The sequence below is a fragment of the Thermococcus sp. JdF3 genome (assembly GCF_012027495.1).
In the GTDB taxonomy this organism is placed as follows: domain Archaea; phylum Methanobacteriota_B; class Thermococci; order Thermococcales; family Thermococcaceae; genus Thermococcus.
In genome coordinates, this window is record NZ_SNUK01000003.1 from 223,637 (window position 1) to 239,912 (window position 16,276).

The following is a 16,276-nucleotide window of genomic DNA, read 5'->3' on the forward strand; positions in this document are numbered from 1 at the left end:
TCTTGACTTCGAAAACCTTTTATAGTTTGTTTTCTTCTTTTCCATGGTGGTAAGCAGTGGGAGAGAGGTACGACCCCCTTGAAACGCTCGGTGCCGTTTTGAGCGCCCTTGGGCTGGCGGGTGTTCTGATAACCGAGGGCCGTGCCCTGGGGCTTGGTCTCCTCATCATCACCTTTGGCACCGTCGTCTGGAAGATGGGGGAGATGAGGAGGGAGTTCAACGAGAAGCTCGAATCCCTGAGGACGGAGCTGGAATCCCTAAAAGGCCGGGGGAATGCCGCCGATGGCTGATATCTCCACCAGGGGTGAGATAAAGGCGCTGGAGAGAAAGGTTGAGGGGATGGAGTGAACCGGTGGCTTTCTTCCTCCGTCTCGCAAGATTTTTTAACCCTTTCCGGAAGGGAATACCATGCTGGTTCTGGCATCTGCCTCACCGAGGCGGCGGGAGATACTCGCCAGGTTCATACGGGAGTTCGAGGTTATTCCGAGCAATGCGAGCGAGGAGTGCAGCATAGAAAACCCCGCCGAGTACGCGCTCGAGCTGGCGAGGAGGAAAGCCAGGGAGGTGCACGGCCGCGTTAGCGGAACCGTCATCGGTGCCGACACCGTCGTCAGCATAGACGGCCACATCCTCGGCAAACCGGGGAGCAGGGAGGAGGCCTACGAGATGCTCCGGCTCCTCAGCGGAAGGGTCCACAGGGTTACGACGGGCTACTGTATAATCCACGAGGGCCGGGAGATTTCGGGGGTTGCCGTTACGGAGGTCAAGTTCCGCGAGCTGGACGACGATATCATCGGGGCGTACATCGACACCGGCGAGCCGATGGACAAGGCGGGAGCCTACGGTATACAGGGGAAGGCGGGCCTCTTCGTCGAGTGGATCCGCGGGGACTACTACAACGTCGTCGGATTCCCGCTTGAGATAATCTGGAAGCTGAGGGAGCTGGGATTTGAGGTTCTATCACGCTGATTTTTCCCAGATCTTGGTTCCAGGATTTTAGGTTTCTCCCCGAAATGAATGGAACCCGTGGGAAGGGTTGGAAATCGGTTTTTGTGTTTTTAGGATTGTGCCTTTTTGTTATGTTTTTGCATGCTAATGTAACGAATTTTCTTCGGAGTTTTGGGAACAGTGATGGGGCCGGTTGAAAATCGGCATTCCCTATGGAAAACGAATTTTTTCGATTTTCGGACCAATACAATGGAGTTTCCATGATTTGATGGTCTTTCATCAGCCAGGAAATCTTGTGCATGTTTTTGTTCATTGAGGTGGGGAAGCCTTGAGGTGTCGGTTTGTGGGTTGGACTCTTTTCTGCTTCCCCGAGGTTCTCCCCCCTCAGGGCTGTTTTTGGTGCGATTTCCAGAAAGGTTTAAATATTCAAACCTGGGTAGACCTTTAATGGGCAAACGGGCGAAATTCCCGCCCTGTTGCAATAAGACTCCAGGAGAATTGAAAGAAGCGGGCGACGAACCAGTCCTTGAACTCCCTCGCGTTGCAATAAGACTCCAGGAGAATTGAAAGGAGCATCCTGGGCGCCATCGACAATGAAGAGGCCCGTTGCAATAAGACTCCAGGAGAATTGAAAGGTTACGGGAAGGGGATTATATCAGCGTGGAGGGGAGCGTTGCAATAAGACTCCAGGAGAATTGAAAGTTGAAAAACTCGACGTTCTGGCCAAGACTCGGGGGCAGTGTTGCAATAAGACTCCAGGAGAATTGAAAGCGGCTGGCTGCATTAGGCAGGAAGGGGGCGTTATCATCGTTGCAATAAGACTCCAGGAGAATTGAAAGGCTCTACGCGAACGAGACTAAGACTGTGAGCGGCTGGTTGCAATAAGACTCCAGGAGAATTGAAAGTCGTATTTGAGGAACGCGAGGAGGTTCTCCCAACCGAGTTGCAATAAGACTCCAGGAGAATTGAAAGAAAGTATAAGTCACTTCATAAACATCGGGTTCGAACGCGGTTGCAATAAGACTCCAGGAGAATTGAAAGTCACGTAATCATTGAGCACCTGGATTAGGAAGAAATGGTTGCAATAAGACTCCAGGAGAATTGAAAGACTCTTGGGACGGAAGTCCGAATCGGCTCGAATCCAAAGTTGCAATAAGACTCCAGGAGAATTGAAAGATTTTGAGAGTTCAACCCCCGTAGCGTTCACGATTTATGTTGCAATAAGACTCCAGGAGAATTGAAAGATTTTGAGAGTTCAACCCCCGTAGCGTTCACGATTTATGTTGCAATAAGACTCCAGGAGAATTGAAAGTGGGTTCAGCCGTTCAGCTATCTGGCCGTTGAGGTCGTTGCAATAAGACTCCAGGAGAATTGAAAGCGTTAATGTAATGGCTTATCACATCATCCAAAAGCGGGTTGCAATAAGACTCCAGGAGAATTGAAAGTGCCCAGTATCTTTTCCGCGTATTCTATCCTCGACCTGTTGCAATAAGACTCCAGGAGAATTGAAAGTTATCTTTTTCAACTGTGCTTTGAGCTTCTCTTCCTTGTTGCAATAAGACTCCAGGAGAATTGAAAGCCGAAGCACGAGGAGCATCAGCGCCGAGTTGGTTCTGTTGCAATAAGACTCCAGGAGAATTGAAAGTGAACTCTTCAAAGCTCATCTCAGTTATGTGGAAGTGTTGCAATAAGACTCCAGGAGAATTGAAAGGTTAAAATCGTCGTCATTGGGGCGGGCGGAGCTGGAGTTGCAATAAGACTCCAGGAGAATTGAAAGAACGATTGTTGATGAGGCTCGCGTTGTAGTCTATCGCGTTGCAATAAGACTCCAGGAGAATTGAAAGTGACACGACAATGTTAGTATTATCTCCCGTGAGTTGCAATAAGACTCCAGGAGAATTGAAAGTATCTCCTGCTCTGTGAAGTATTCTCCGGTCTCTTCGTTGCAATAAGACTCCAGGAGAATTGAAAGTATTTTCCGGAGATCCACTCGACTCTGGGCTTTACCTCGTTGCAATAAGACTCCAGGAGAATTGAAAGACTGCAAAAGCGAAGGAACTTCATCTGTAGTCCTGAACGTTGCAATAAGACTCCAGGAGAATTGAAAGCGGAACAGGGGGTATGCGATTTCGAGTGGTGGTTCTCGTTGCAATAAGACTCCAGGAGAATTGAAAGGCCTTGTTCTGCAACTCGCTATAAATCCTTGAAAGCATGTTGCAATAAGACTCCAGGAGAATTGAAAGTTTAATCGTAGGGGTGATTATACTCCTCAATTTTACCGTTGCAATAAGACTCCAGGAGAATTGAAAGATATAAAGCTTTCGGTCTATGGGAGAAAAGAGAGGGGTTGCAATAAGACTCCAGGAGAATTGAAAGCGGAACAGGGGGTATGCGATTTCGAGTGGTGGTTCTCGTTGCAATAAGACTCCAGGAGAATTGAAAGATATAAAGCTTTCGGTCTATGGGAGAAAAGAGAGGGGTTGCAATAAGACTCCAGGAGAATTGAAAGGCACTAACAGTTGCGTTTGAACTTGCATCAACATAAGTTGCAATAAGACTCCAGGAGAATTGAAAGTGTCATGCTGTACTAGTACCTGAGCACTAAGAGTGTTGTTGCAATAAGACTCCAGGAGAATTGAAAGCCTCATGGAAGAACTGTACAAGTTCCGCAAGTTCAAAGTTGCAATAAGACTCCAGGAGAATTGAAAGGGAGAAGAGGTTCACGAGCACTGGCATACTTGCCCGAGTTGCAATAAGACTCCAGGAGAATTGAAAGGGAGAAGAGGTTCACGAGCACTGGCATACTTGCCCGAGTTGCAATAAGACTCCAGGAGAATTGAAAGGGAGAAGCTTATTGACGACTTCATGAGACTTAGGGGTTGCAATAAGACTCCAGGAGAATTGAAAGTGAGTTACAGGTTCCACAAAAGTTACTGTCATATCAGTGTTGCAATAAGACTCCAGGAGAATTGAAAGTGAGTTACAGGTTCCACAAAAGTTACTGTCATATCAGTGTTGCAATAAGACTCCAGGAGAATTGAAAGGAAGAGCCTGAGGAAGACGACCTCATAGAGAAGGCAAGTTGCAATAAGACTCCAGAGAATTGAAAGGGGCAACGCTTATAATCAGTTTCAGCGCGTAGTTCGTCGGTTGCAATAAGACTCCAGGAGAATTGAAAGAAGTGGGCGATTAAGGAGATGAGGCGCAGGCTTGAGAGTTGCAATAAGACTCCAGGAGAATTGAAAGTCACCATTCTCACTCATTATCTCCGCCGTAATGAAATGTTGCAATAAGACTCCAGGAGAATTGAAAGGGGGGTTCTGTCCTTTGTCGTCCTGCTTTCTTTTGTTGTTGCAATAAGACTCCAGGAGAATTGAAATGAGACTCCCCCAAGATCAAGTATTGCCTTGTCGAAGTAGAGTTGCAATAAGACTCCAGGAGAATTGAAAGGAGTCTGCATCGGAGTAAGATGGCCGTTTAGTCTGGTCAGGGGTTGCAATAAGACTCTGGGAGAACTGAAACTAAACCCCAGCGAAAGTTCGAGGGAGTGTGGGGGGACGGAACGTCCCCCGGACAATAGGACTCTAAGAGAATTGAAAGTTGGAACGGGCATGGAAAAGTCCGGGCTCACAGGAACTCCCCGAACAGCAGGTCTTCCCTCGCCCCGCCCGCCTTCTTGAATATCCTCTCGCTCCAGGAAACGCCGCCCACCTTCCCCGGTGAGTGGGCATCGCTCGCGAAGGTGAGCTTTATCCCGCGCCTTATGCATTCACGGATGAAGTCGATGTCCGGTACCCGGTAGCGGGAGCTTATCTCAAAGGCCTTGCCCCTCGCCTCCGCCAGATGGAGTATTTCCTCCAGCTCGTCGGCGGACGGAAAGCCGATGTAGGGGAAGCTGGCTCCGAAGTGGCCGATGATGTCAACGTTGTCGTCTTCGAGGGCGAGCTTCACCAGCTCCACGTATTCCTCCGGCCTATCGAGCCACTCGTGGACGCTCGCTATCACGTAGTCAAGCTTCTCCGCCATGAAGTCCGGGACATCGACGCCCCCTGCAGTTATGTTGCCCTCCAACCCGGCCAGAATCGTCAGCTCCGCGTCCTCGCCCCAGTACCTGACCTCCCTGATGTAGCGGCTGAGGGTTCCGGGTTCGAAGTAGTGGCTGTGGTCGGTTATCCCGAGCATCCCCAGCCCCCTCGCCTCCGCCGCGGCCACGCTGTCGGCTATTGATCCCGTGCCGTCTGAGTATGCGGTGTGGGTGTGGGCATCGTGGGGAAACTTGAGCATGCTCTATCCTCTCGTGGGGACATTATAAAGCCTTCTGGACAAAATATCCAACGTAAAGCTTAACCTTGAGTTTTGACAATCTTTAAATACCGCGGGAAACAAAAGTGGGGCGGTGGTGAAAATGGTCGAGCGCTCCAAGGTTAGGGTTCTCGTTGCGAAGCCGGGACTTGACGGTCACGACAGGGGGGCCAAGGTCGTCGCCAGGGCCCTGCGCGATGCCGGTTTTGAGGTCATCTACACTGGAATCAGGCAGACCCCCGAGCAGATAGCCGAGAGCGTTGTTCAGGAGGACGTTGATGTCCTTGGGATAAGCATACTCTCCGGCGCCCACATGGTTCTCATACCGAAGATACTCAGGCTCCTCGAAGAGCGCGGCCTGAAGATCAACGAGGACGTTCTCGTTATAGCCGGTGGAATAATCCCGCCCGACGACGCCGAACAGCTCGAGAAGATGGGCGTGGCAAGGGTTTTTGGCCCCGGCAGCCCGATTGAGGATATAATCGGCTTCATAGACAAGAACGCGCCGAAGCTGAAGAAATTCAGGGAGAACTGAGCAAACTTTATAATTTCTTACCTGGATAATTTGTCCCAGTGGTGGCGATGTTAGACGGTCTCATAGAGAGGATGCTCACCGGCGACAAGCGCGCCACTGCGCGCCTCATAACCCTCGTTGAAAACGATGAGGAAAAGGCGAGGGAGATAATCTCGAAAATCTATCCCCACACGGGCAACGCCTACATCGTTGGCATCACCGGCCCGCCCGGAGCCGGAAAGTCCACCCTTCTCGACAAGCTCATCCGCGTTGCGAGGGCGGAAGGCAAGGTCGTCGGCGTTATAGCTATAGACCCCACCTCACCCTTCACCGGCGGCGCCCTTCTCGGAGACAGGATAAGGATGCAGAGGCATTCGACTGACCCGGGCGTCTTCATCAGGAGTATGGCGACGCGCGGCTCCCTCGGGGGCCTTGCCAAGGCCACGGCCGATGCCATCAAGGTCCTCGATGCCTATGGCTGTGATGTGATCTTTGTGGAGACCGTCGGCGTCGGCCAGATTGAGATCGACATCGTTAAGACCGCCGACACGGTCGTCCTCGTCACGGTCCCGGGTCTGGGCGACGACATACAGGCAATAAAGGCCGGGCTCATGGAAATAGCCGACGTATTCGTCATCAACAAGGCCGACAAAGAGGGGGCCGATGCCACGTACTTCGAGCTCAACATGATGCTTGACCTTGAGAAAGAGCGCTGGGAGAGACGGGGCTGGCGGCCGCGGATCGTGGAGACGGTCGCGACGACCATGCGGGGAATACGCGACCTCTGGAATGCGATCAGCGAACACAGGGAATTCCTTAAGAGGAGCGGGGAGATAGAGCAGAAGAGGCAGTTCAGGGCTGAGGAGGAAGTCAAGACGATAGTCTCGGGGAGGATATCAAGGATAGTGGGGGAGAAGCTCGGCGAGGAAGAGATTTCGTCTTTGATAGGGATGGTTGTGAGACGCGAGATCGACCCGTACTCTGCCGCGGATAGGATACTCGAAAAAGCCCTGGGGGTGAAGGCATGATAAAGAAGATAGACCACGTTGGTATAGCCGTTAAGAACCTGGAAGAGGCCATAAAGGTCTGGGAGGGCCTCGGTCTCAAGGTGGAGGAGATCGAAGAGGTGCCCGACCAGAAGGTGAGGACCGCGATAATCCACGTCGGCGAGAGCAGGATTGAGCTCCTCGAGCCGACCGCTGAGGACTCGCCTATAGCCAAGTTCATCGCCAAGCGCGGTGAGGGAATACACCACATAGCCCTGGGTGTTGATGACATCGAGGGACAGCTTGAGAAGCTCAAGGGGGAGGGTTACAGGCTGATCGATGAACAGCCCAGGATTGGGGCTGGAGGTGCAAGGATAGCCTTCGTTCACCCGAAGGCCGTAACCGGTGTGCTTCTCGAACTGTGTGAAAGAAAAGAGTAATCAAAGGAACCCACCCGGTTTTGAGGTCCCTACCCCCTTTTCCCTTTAACCCAATGGATCGTGTATTTGTCTGTTCAATCTCACGCAGTAACGTTTATAAGCGGATTAACAAACTTACTGTGCCCAGTAATAGGATGTAGATTAAAACCTAGTGAATCCGTACGAAGTGATGACTTATGCGGTTTAGGGGGCGACCCCTTAAGAAAGACTCAAAGATACTGGATTACCGGCGTCTCGACGAGATTCTGAAGAAAAACCCCAACAAAGGAAAGATTCTCATAACCCGGAGGCCCCCCTTTGAGGTCAGCCGCCCCAACGTCTATCTGATGTGGATCACCAAAGTCTCCCACCCTAACGCGGTATCACCTTCGAAGCTCCATGCCATCGAGCAGATGGTGTGGGAGCAACTCCAGGATGAGGACGTGGACGTCATTCTAGACGCCATAGAGTACCTCATGATAGAGAACGGGGTCGAGCCGACGCTCAGGTTCGTCAGCAAGCTTCGGGACATGACCCTTCTCACGGACTCCGAGTTTTACGTCACCGTCAGCGACGGCCTCGACAGCAGGGTTCTGAACATCCTCCGCAGGATAGTCGAGTGAGCACGCAGCCGAGTACTTCCCGCCCAGGGACGGGGCTTTCAAAAGGAGTAAAGTTATATAACCCTCTTCGCCATTCTCCCGTTTAGGTGTAGGGCATGCCGTACATTGAGAAGATTGAAATGAAAGGCTTCAAATCTTACGGTAACAGGAAAGTCGTCGTTCCGCTTTCTAAAGGATTCACAGCGATCGTTGGTGCCAACGGTTCTGGAAAGAGCAACATCGGTGACGCCGTGCTCTTCGTTCTCGGTGGCCTGTCCGCCAAGGCGATGCGTGCCACGAGGATAAGCGACCTCATATTCGCGGGTACCAAGACGGAAGCGCCGGCAAAGTACGCTGAGGTTGCCATGTACTTCAACAATGAGGACAGGGGATTTCCCATCGACGAGGACGAGGTCGTTATAAAGCGGCGCGTCTATCCCGACGGCAGGAGCACCTACTGGCTCAATGGAAAGAGGACGAGCAGGAGCGACATCCTCGACGTCCTCAGCGCGGCGATGATTTCCCCAGAGGGATACAACCTCGTTCTGCAGGGGGACATCACCAAGTTCATCAAGATGAGTCCCACCGAGAGGAGGATGCTCATAGACGAAATCTCCGGCATAGCGGAGTACGATGCCAAGAAGGAGAAGGCCCTGAAGGAGCTCAAGCAGGCGGAGGAGAACCTCGCGAGGGTCGATCTGCTCATCCGCGAGGTCAAGACCCAGCTCGACAAGCTTGAGAAGGAGAGAAACGACGCGCTCCGCTACCTTGACCTCAAGGACCGCGTCGAGAGGGCAAAGGTCACGCTCCTCCTCGGCGAGATAAGAAAGCTCGAGTCCCTGATAGAGGAGAGCAACCTGCGCGACAAGGAGATAGAGGCGGAGATAGCCGCCATGGAGGCCCGCCTCACGGATATCGCCAGGGAGATCGTGGCGAGGGAGAAGGAGCTGAACACGATCGAAAGGGAGCTCGAGGAAAAGAGCGAGGACGGCATCCTTGAGGTAACCAGAAAGATAAGCGAGGTCAAGTCCAAGATAGAGATGGCGGGAAAGAACATCGAGCTGGCCAGGAAGGAAATCGAGGACGGCCAGCACCGCCTTGCCAAGGCAAAGGAGGAGCTCAAGAAGGTTTCCGAGGAAATAGAGAAGAGCAGAAATGCCATAAGCCGCTGGAGCAAGAGACGCGAGAAGCTCAGGGCGGAAATAAAGGAGAAGGAAGTCATCAAGAACGAGCTGGTTGTTAAACTGGGCGAGATAGACCGGGATTTTGCCATCGCGAAGCAGGACTTTGACCGCGTGGTCGAGGAGCTGGAGGAGGCCAAAAAGGAGCTCTACATGAAGGAGAGCGATATCAAGAAGTTCGAGGAGGAAATAGAGCGCGCAAGGGGCAGGATAGCCCAGAACAACGCAAAGAAAGTCGCGCTCAAGTCCAAGATCGATGAGGCCAAAAGCGCCCTTGAGACCAAACGCTCGGAGCTTGGAGAGGTAGAGGGCAGGATGGGCAGGGCCGAGGCGAGGCTGAAGAAGGCCGAGAAGGAGCTGGAGGAGAAGAGCAGAAAGCTCAAGAAGATCGAGGGCGAACTCTCAAAAGCCAGGGAGGAGCTCATCAAAGCCGAGGCGCAGCGCGAGGTCCGCGGGAACCGTGCTATAGAATTCCTCAAGGCTCAGAACATCCCGGGCCTCTACGGCTCCCTCGGTGAGCTGATCACCGTTCGTGATGAGAGCTACGCCCTGGCCGTCGAGGTCGCCCTCGGTGGAAGCTACGATCACGTGGTCGTGGAGGACGACCGCGTTGCCGAGAAAGCCATAAGGCTGCTCAAGGAGAAGAAGCTCGGCAGGCTAACTTTTCTCCCCCTCAACAAGATAAAGCCGCGCTCCATGAAGGGGGAGCCCGCCCTCGGGGTTCCGGCCCTGGACGTCGTTCAGTACGACCCGCGCTTCAGAAACGCGGTGGCCCATGCCCTCGGGGACACGCTGATAGTGAACGACATGGATGAGGCCAGGGCTGTCGGCATAGGGAAGGTCCGCATGGTGACCCTTGGAGGGGAACTCCTCGAGCGGAGCGGGGCGATAACCGGTGGTCACTACAGGCTGAGGGGGAAGCTCGGGGTAAACGTGGACGAGATAAGGAAAAGGGTGGAGAAGCTCGAACGTGAGAAAGAGGCCCTGGAATCGGCCGTTAATGCCCTTAGGGTTGAGGTTAAGGGTCTTCAGAACGAGCTCTTTGAGCTCCGCATGAAGAGGAGTGAGCTGAGCAAGGATCTCCAGGTGACCCAGCGTGAGATGGATCGCCTCCTTGCGGAGGACAGGGCCCTCAGGGAGGAAATCAGAGAGAACGAGGCCCTCATAGAGGCCCTGGAAAAGAAGATTCATGATACCCGGGGCGAGATGGCAAAGCTCCGCGGCAGGATTGAGCGGCTGGAGAAGAAGAGGACGAAGCTGAAGAAGGCCCTGGAGAACCCGGAGGCCAGGGAACTGAACCAGAAGATCAGGGAGGTCGAGGCCGAGATAAGCAAGCTCCGCGAGGAGCTCGGCAAGGTCGAGAGCAAACTGGAGGGCCTCGACGTCAGGATAAACGAGGAGCTGCTCCCGAGGAGGGCGGATCTGGAGGAGGAGATAGAGGGCCTGATCAACAGGATAAACGCTCTCAGGGCCAACATCGAGGAGAACGAGAGGGCCATAACAGACTTTGAGGCCGAGCTGGAGGAGCTCAAGAAGGCGGAGGAGAACGTCAAGGATGAGCTCAAGGAGCTCCGTGAGAGACGCGAGAGGCTCAAGAACGAGATCATCGATCTACGCGCCGAGAAGGACGAACTGAGCTCCAAGCTTCAGGAGCTCCGCATAGAGGCAAACACCCTCAAGATAAAGCTCGCACAGTACGAGGCCGCGCTGAAGGAGAAGAGGGACGAGCTGAAGCACTTTGACCCCAAGCTCATAAAGAGTATCAAGGAAGTGCCGCTCGAGCTCGAGGCGCTCCGCGAGCAGATAGAGAAAATGGAGGAGGAGATACGCGCCCTCGAACCGGTCAACATGAAGGCCATCGAGGACTTCGAGGTCGTTGAAAGACGCTACCTTGAGCTGAAGAGCAAGCGCGAGCAGGTCATCGCCGAGAAGGAGAGCATAGAGGAGTTCATCGAGGAGATAGAGGGCCAGAAGAAGCAGGTCTTCCTCCAGACCCTCAACGAGATAGCCAGGAACTTCTCGGAGCTCTTCGCCAAGCTCTCCCCGGGAGGAAGCGCAAGGCTCATCCTTGAGAACGAGGACGATCCCTTCGCTGGAGGCCTTGAAATTGAGGCCAAGCCTGCCGGAAAGGACGTTAAGCGCATAGAGGCCATGAGCGGCGGCGAGAAAGCTCTAACGGCTTTGGCATTCGTGTTCGCCATACAGCGCTACAAGCCGGCACCGTTCTACCTCTTCGATGAAATCGATGCCCACCTCGACGACGCCAACGTCAAGCGCGTTGCCGACCTCATCAAGGAGGCCTCCCAGAACAGCCAGTTCATAGTCGTTACCCTGAGGGACGTCATGATGGCCAACGCGGACAAGATAATCGGGGTCAGCATGAGAAAGGGCGTCTCGCGCGTCGTTGCCCTCAGCCTCGAGAAGGCCATGAAGATACTGGAAGAAGCGAGGAAGAGGAGTGAGGCCGAGCACGCGGAGATGTTCGGCCACCTGGGCGGGTGAGCTCGATGTTTGACAGGGAGGAATTCGAGCGATGGCTCTCCCAGGCCGAGTACACCCTCAGGAGTGCTGAAAACGACATGAAGTCTGGGTTCTATTCGTGGGCATGCTTCAAGGCACAGCAGGCCGCGGAGTATGCCGTCAAGGCCCTGCTATTTGGGCTTGGAATCATGGCGTACGGTCACTCAATAAAGAGGCTACTCGACGTGCTCTCTAAAGAGGTCGATGTTCCAGAGGAACTCTTTGACAGCGCCAGATTGCTGGACCGGCATTACATCCCCCCGAGGTACCCGGATGCGTATATAGAGGGCGCCCCCCATGAGTACTACGGGGAAAAAGATGCCGTGGAGGCCATCAACTCATCGCTCGCGATAATAGCCTTCGTCAGGAGGGTTGCCGATGAGGCCCAGTGACATTCCCTACGGGCGGGAAATCCGGGAGTACGTTGAGGCCATCAAAAAGGCCCTCAATCCAAAACTGATACTTCTGTATGGCTCCGTTGCCAGGGGGACGTTCGGCCTGGGAAGCGACGTGGACGTTCTGGTGGTTGCGGAGGACCTTCCCAGGAATCCGAACGAGCGTCTGAGACTTCTCTACGACCTCGACAGAACCCGCGCTCCGATTGATGCGAAGGCCTACACCCCGGGGGAGGTCAGAAAAATGCTCCTCAGGGGGCATCCACTCATACTCGACGCCCTGTCCGATGGGAAGGTTCTCTACGCTGATGAGGAATATCTTGAGGAACTGACGGCGATGTTCAACGCCGTCAGAAGAAAGTTCCGCCGTTTTGAGCGGGGTTGGATTAGAATTGAGAGGTGAAACTCATGGAATCCCGTCGCGAGGAGGAAATAACGCCCGTTGACATTCTCCTCCAGCTCGTCACCATGGGGAAGGTTGACCCCTGGAACATCGACATCGTGGATTTGACCGAGAAGTACATCGAGAGACTCAGGGAGATGAAGGAGCTCGACCTCCGCGTCTCCGCCAGGGCCATCCTCGCCGCATCCATACTCGTCAGGATGAAGAGCGAGGCCCTGCTCTACGGCGACGAGGAGGAAGAGGAGGAGCACGAGGAGAAGCTCCACGTTGATGTCGAGCCGCTGGCCCCGCCCCTCCGCAGGGTGGAGCGCTACTACACCTTCGACGACCTCCTGGACGCCCTCATGGATGCCCTTGAGGAGGCTGAGAAGAGAAAGCCGCGGAAGAAAAAGAAGGTCGAGATTGAAGAGGAGGTCTTCGTCGTCGATGACTTCCGCGTTGACATCGAGAAGCACGTCTACCGCCTCCACGAGATAGTCGTGAACATGTACCGGGAAACAAGGGAGCCAATAAACTTCTGGGACCTGGTGTTCGACCCGACGCCGAAGATAGTAGCCAGAACCTTCCTCTACCTCCTCTTCCTCTCCAACATGGGGAAGGTGGACCTCATTCAGGAGGAGCCCTTTGGGGAGATACTGGTCGTGCCCGTGGGGGAGAGCGCCTAGTCCGCGCATTCCCTCTCGCTTTTCTTCGCCGGCCGCAGGGTTATCGCAAGCAGCGGCGGGGCGCTGCCTATGTAAATGCTCCGCTTCTCCCTGTTGATATAGAAGCAGTACTCGCCGTCCGGGACGGACTCGAGAAACTTTCTGGGGATGGTTTCTCTGGCGGTTCTCCCATCGAGAAAAACGCACTCATAGGCTCTGGAGATGCCCCCAACGCGCTCTTTTATTTCCTCGAGTGGAAGTCTCTCGCAGTCGAGCCTGGAGCAGACCAGACTCTTTGTCCCGTCCGTGAAGATTACGATACCCCTGTTTACATCGATCCTCCTCGAGCGGTCCAGGAATGCCCACAGCAGAGGGTAGAATCTCTCGGGTTTCCTGTTCTTTGCCAGCCTCTTGATCAGCCTTTCCCTTGCGTGTCTCGTGAGGAGCATGGTGATCGATGGGGCGAGCGGCTTAAATCCTTTGCCTGTTCCCAGTGTACGTACCTATGTTTGTACACATGTAGGTTCTGACTACGGAGTAAAGTATTTAAAGGGAACGACGTAGATAACAGTGTGGTGAAGGGGATGCGAGGCAAAGTGTACGCAGGATTTTTTGTGGCGTTTTCGGTTCTTGATATGCTTACAACCTGGTTTGGCGTGAGTAGAGGGTTCTCCGAGGCAAATCCCGTCATAGCCCAGAGGATCTCAGACCCCGCCCTTTTCTTCGGAAGCTTTGCCCTCTTCACGGCCCTGGGTGTTGCCCTGATCCTTGCATCCTCCGCCTTAACAGGCATCTCCAGTGTCTTCGGATACTTCCCCGCGGTCTTCGTGCTTCTTAAAGCCGCCCCCGCGGTCAACAACCTCTACCTGCTATTCGGCTTTGGATTCCTGATACCGTTCGTTCCAGTGCTTCCTCTCGCGGCGATGCTCATTGCCGGGTCCGAAAAGCCCGCATCCACCCGGGACGTCAGGAAAGCTTTTATTCGCTCCCTCCAAGCTTAAACCATGTACCTTCGCCGAGACCTCATCGAGCCCCGCGTTTACCAGGAGATAATCTACGCCCGCTGTAAAGAGACCAGCTGCCTCGTCGTTCTCCCGACGGGGCTGGGAAAGACGCTGATAGCGATGCTCATAGCCGATTACCGGCTCTCCCGGTACGGCGGTAAGGTCCTCATGCTCGCGCCAACCAAACCCCTGGCCATCCAGCACGCCGAGAGCTTTAGGCGCCTCTTCAATCTCCCCCAGGAAAGAATAAACGTCCTCACCGGAGAACTCTCCCCCGAAAAGCGCAGACGGGTGTGGGGGGAGAGCGTGATCATCACCGCCACCCCCCAGACCGTCGAGAACGACATCCTCACGGGCAGGATTTCGCTGGAGGACGTTTCCCTTCTGGTAATCGACGAGGCCCACAGGGCCGTTGGCGGTTACTCGTACGTTTTCATCGCCAGGGAGTACCTCAAAACCGCCAGGCACCCGCTGGTTCTCGGCTTGACCGCATCCCCAGGGAGCGACGCCGATAAAATTCGCGAGATAGTGGAAAACCTCGGCATCGAACACGTCGAGGTGAGAACCGAGGCTTCTCCCGACGTTAAACCCTACGTCCAGAGCATTGCATTTGAGTGGGTGAAGGTCGAGCTGCCCGAGATATACAAGGAGGTTAGAAAACTCCTCCGCGAGATGCTGAAGGAGAGTCTCAAGCCCCTCGCCCAGTTCAAGCTCGTCTCGACTTATTCCCCGGACATCTCAAAGAGGGAAGTGCTTCAGGCGGGGTCAAAGATCAATCAGGAGGTCGCGAGGGGCAACTATGAGATCGGCCGCCTCAGACTCCACCAGGCCAAGGCCGTCAAGCTCCAGCACGCGATCGAGCTCCTCGAGACTCAGGGGCTGACCGCCCTGCGCACCTACCTCAGGAAGCTTCGGGAGGATAAGCGGGCGAAGTCGAGCAAGCAGCTCATGGAAGACCCGCACATGAGGAAGGTGGTTTACCTCCTCGTTCAGGCAAAGGAGAGCGGGGTGGACCATCCGAAGATGGAGCGGCTGAAGGAGCTCGTCAAAAGGCAGCTCGAAAGAAAGCCGGACTCCAAGGTAATCGTCTTCACCAACTACCGGGACACAGGGAGGAGAATAGTGGAGGAGCTGGAGGCGATGGGGATCGCGGCCGAGAGGTTCATCGGCCAGGCGAGCAGGGGGAAGGACAAAGGGATGAGCCAGAAGAAGCAGAAGGAAGTCCTCGACCGCTTCTCCCGCGCTGAGTTCAACGTCCTCGTCGCCACAAGTGTTGGCGAGGAAGGACTGGACGTTCCCGAGGTGGACCTGGTCGTTTTCTACGAGCCGGTGCCTTCGGCCATACGGAGCATCCAGAGGCGCGGCAGGACCGGCAGGCACAGGCCGGGGAAGGTTGTAATCCTGATGGCCCGGGGGACGAGGGACGAGGCCTACTACTGGAGCTCGAAGCGAAAGGAGAAGGGGATGTTCGATGCCATAAGGGCCATAGCGAGGGAGCTTGAAAGGGCCCGCCCCAGGGGGCGGTCGGGACCTGCTGAAATCGTTGAAAAAACACCGGAGCGTGCCGGGATGAGCAGGGGGAAGATAACTTCCCTTGATGCGTTTCTGAAGCCGAAGGGGGTCCAGAAAACCGAGGAGAAATCCGGGGCTTCCGAAAAGCCTCCGAAGAACCCCGTTTTCGTAAAGAAACAGAAGGGTATAGTGATCTACGCCGACAGCCGCGAGCTGAGGAGCGGGGTGCCGAAGCACCTCCGCGAGCTTGGCGCCGAGGTTGAGGTCAGGACACTCGACGTTGCCGACTACGTGGTGAGTGAGGACGTCGGCATAGAGCGCAAGAGCGCCAACGACTTCATCCAGTCAATCATCGACGGCAGACTCTTCGACCAAGTTGAGAGGCTCAAAAGGGCCTACGAAAAGCCGGTCATAATCATTGAAGGAGGCCTCTACGGGGTAAGGAACGTACACCCCAACGCGATTCGCGGGGCGATAGCGGCGGTGACCCTCGACTGGGGGGTGCCCATTCTTTTCTCCTCAGGAATCGAGGAGACGGCACAGTTCATATACCTGATGGCAAAGCGCGAGCAGGAGGAGAGGAAGAAGGAGGTCCGCCTCAGGAGCGAGAAGAAGGCCCTAACCCTGGCGGAGAGGCAGCGCCTGATAGTCGAGGGCCTGCCCAACGTCTCGGCAACACTCGCCAAGCGCCTCCTCACGCACTTCGGCAACGTTGAACGCGTTTTCACTGCAACGGAGGAGGAGCTGAAGGAGGTCGAGGGAATAGGTCCGAAGAAGGCGAGGGAGATAAGGAAGGTGATAACCGCACCCTACGTAGGGGAGGATAAAATTTAAGTTCCCGTCGGA

Annotated in this window: 14 protein-coding genes and 1 CRISPR repeat array; of the genes, 12 read left to right on the forward strand and 2 right to left on the reverse strand. The window is 54.6% G+C overall.

Annotated elements, in window-relative coordinates:
• Positions 1-56: 56 nt before the first annotated feature.
• Complete coding sequence (locus E3E42_RS06215; protein ID WP_167903421.1) at positions 57-290, forward strand: hypothetical protein; 234 nt, start codon at positions 57-59, stop codon at positions 288-290.
• A 118-nt stretch (positions 291-408) separates the two neighbouring features.
• Entirely contained in the window at positions 409-969 is a 561-nt protein-coding gene (locus tag E3E42_RS06220) for a Maf-like protein (RefSeq protein ID WP_167903422.1), read from the forward strand.
• Between the two features lie 454 nt (positions 970-1,423).
• A CRISPR array of direct repeats spans positions 1,424-4,548; the repeat unit is 30 nt; unit sequence GTTGCAATAAGACTCCAGGAGAATTGAAAG.
• A 27-nt stretch (positions 4,549-4,575) separates the two neighbouring features.
• Here the strand turns inward: E3E42_RS06220 and E3E42_RS06225 are convergent.
• Complete coding sequence (locus tag E3E42_RS06225; protein ID WP_167903423.1) at positions 4,576-5,232, reverse strand: PHP domain-containing protein; 657 nt, start codon at positions 5,230-5,232, stop codon at positions 4,576-4,578.
• A 121-nt stretch (positions 5,233-5,353) separates the two neighbouring features.
• Between E3E42_RS06225 and E3E42_RS06230 the strand changes: the two genes are divergently transcribed.
• From E3E42_RS06230 to E3E42_RS06265, 8 genes are all read left to right on the forward strand, one after another.
• Positions 5,354-5,785 carry a cobalamin B12-binding domain-containing protein gene (locus tag E3E42_RS06230; protein WP_167903653.1) on the forward strand — a complete coding sequence of 144 codons (432 nt, stop codon included), beginning with the start codon at positions 5,354-5,356 and terminating at the stop codon, positions 5,783-5,785.
• A gap of 47 nt (positions 5,786-5,832) precedes the next feature.
• A complete protein-coding gene (gene meaB / locus E3E42_RS06235; protein WP_167903655.1) occupies positions 5,833-6,792 on the forward strand; it encodes a methylmalonyl Co-A mutase-associated GTPase MeaB in 960 nt (319 codons plus the stop codon).
• On the forward strand, positions 6,789-7,190 hold the full coding sequence (gene mce / locus E3E42_RS06240) for a methylmalonyl-CoA epimerase (RefSeq protein ID WP_058938916.1): 402 nt from the start codon (positions 6,789-6,791) through the stop codon (positions 7,188-7,190). The genes meaB and mce overlap by 4 nt, the downstream gene beginning before the upstream one ends.
• Before the next feature lie 176 nt (positions 7,191-7,366).
• Entirely contained in the window at positions 7,367-7,792 is a 426-nt protein-coding gene (locus E3E42_RS06245) for a DUF835 domain-containing protein (protein ID WP_167903424.1), read from the forward strand.
• A gap of 95 nt (positions 7,793-7,887) precedes the next feature.
• A complete protein-coding gene (smc, locus tag E3E42_RS06250; protein WP_167903425.1) occupies positions 7,888-11,454 on the forward strand; it encodes a chromosome segregation protein SMC in 3,567 nt (1,188 codons plus the stop codon).
• Positions 11,455-11,459: 5 nt separating this feature from the next.
• The gene (locus E3E42_RS06255) at positions 11,460-11,864 is read left to right on the forward strand and encodes a HEPN domain-containing protein (RefSeq protein WP_167903426.1); all 405 of its coding nucleotides are present in this window, start codon (positions 11,460-11,462) and stop codon (positions 11,862-11,864) included.
• A complete protein-coding gene (locus E3E42_RS06260; protein WP_206206041.1) occupies positions 11,851-12,270 on the forward strand; it encodes a nucleotidyltransferase domain-containing protein in 420 nt (139 codons plus the stop codon). The genes E3E42_RS06255 and E3E42_RS06260 overlap by 14 nt, the downstream gene beginning before the upstream one ends.
• Positions 12,271-12,275: 5 nt before the next feature.
• Entirely contained in the window at positions 12,276-12,935 is a 660-nt protein-coding gene (locus E3E42_RS06265) for a ScpA family protein (RefSeq protein ID WP_167903427.1), read from the forward strand.
• Here the strand turns inward: E3E42_RS06265 and E3E42_RS06270 are convergent.
• Positions 12,932-13,363, reverse strand: coding sequence for a hypothetical protein (locus E3E42_RS06270; protein WP_167903429.1), 432 nt, complete (start codon positions 13,361-13,363; stop codon positions 12,932-12,934). The two genes, E3E42_RS06265 and E3E42_RS06270, sit on opposite strands and share 4 nt — an antisense overlap.
• Positions 13,364-13,486: 123 nt before the next feature.
• On the opposite strand from E3E42_RS06270, the gene E3E42_RS06275 reads away from it, so the two are divergent.
• Both E3E42_RS06275 and E3E42_RS06280 read left to right on the forward strand, forming a co-directional pair.
• Positions 13,487-13,915, forward strand: coding sequence for a DUF5658 family protein (locus E3E42_RS06275; RefSeq protein ID WP_206206042.1), 429 nt, complete (start codon positions 13,487-13,489; stop codon positions 13,913-13,915).
• 3 nt (positions 13,916-13,918) lie between these two features.
• Positions 13,919-16,264 carry a DEAD/DEAH box helicase gene (locus tag E3E42_RS06280; protein WP_167903431.1) on the forward strand — a complete coding sequence of 782 codons (2,346 nt, stop codon included), beginning with the start codon at positions 13,919-13,921 and terminating at the stop codon, positions 16,262-16,264.
• Positions 16,265-16,276: the final 12 nt, after the last annotated feature.

Excerpts from the sequence above, each read along its gene's own strand:
- E3E42_RS06220 (WP_167903422.1), top strand. The coding sequence starts at position 409 with ATGCTGGTTCTGGCATCTGCCTCACCGAGGCGGCGGGAGATACTCGCC.
- E3E42_RS06225 (WP_167903423.1), bottom strand. The coding sequence starts at position 5,232 with ATGCTCAAGTTTCCCCACGATGCCCACACCCACACCGCATACTCAGAC.
- E3E42_RS06230 (WP_167903653.1), top strand. The coding sequence starts at position 5,354 with ATGGTCGAGCGCTCCAAGGTTAGGGTTCTCGTTGCGAAGCCGGGACTT.
- meaB (WP_167903655.1), top strand. The coding sequence starts at position 5,833 with ATGTTAGACGGTCTCATAGAGAGGATGCTCACCGGCGACAAGCGCGCC.
- mce (WP_058938916.1), top strand. The coding sequence starts at position 6,789 with ATGATAAAGAAGATAGACCACGTTGGTATAGCCGTTAAGAACCTGGAA.
- E3E42_RS06245 (WP_167903424.1), top strand. The coding sequence starts at position 7,367 with ATGCGGTTTAGGGGGCGACCCCTTAAGAAAGACTCAAAGATACTGGAT.
- smc (WP_167903425.1), top strand. The coding sequence starts at position 7,888 with ATGCCGTACATTGAGAAGATTGAAATGAAAGGCTTCAAATCTTACGGT.
- E3E42_RS06255 (WP_167903426.1), top strand. The coding sequence starts at position 11,460 with ATGTTTGACAGGGAGGAATTCGAGCGATGGCTCTCCCAGGCCGAGTAC.
- E3E42_RS06260 (WP_206206041.1), top strand. The coding sequence starts at position 11,851 with ATGAGGCCCAGTGACATTCCCTACGGGCGGGAAATCCGGGAGTACGTT.
- E3E42_RS06265 (WP_167903427.1), top strand. The coding sequence starts at position 12,276 with ATGGAATCCCGTCGCGAGGAGGAAATAACGCCCGTTGACATTCTCCTC.
- E3E42_RS06270 (WP_167903429.1), bottom strand. The coding sequence starts at position 13,363 with ATGCTCCTCACGAGACACGCAAGGGAAAGGCTGATCAAGAGGCTGGCA.
- E3E42_RS06280 (WP_167903431.1), top strand. The coding sequence starts at position 13,919 with ATGTACCTTCGCCGAGACCTCATCGAGCCCCGCGTTTACCAGGAGATA.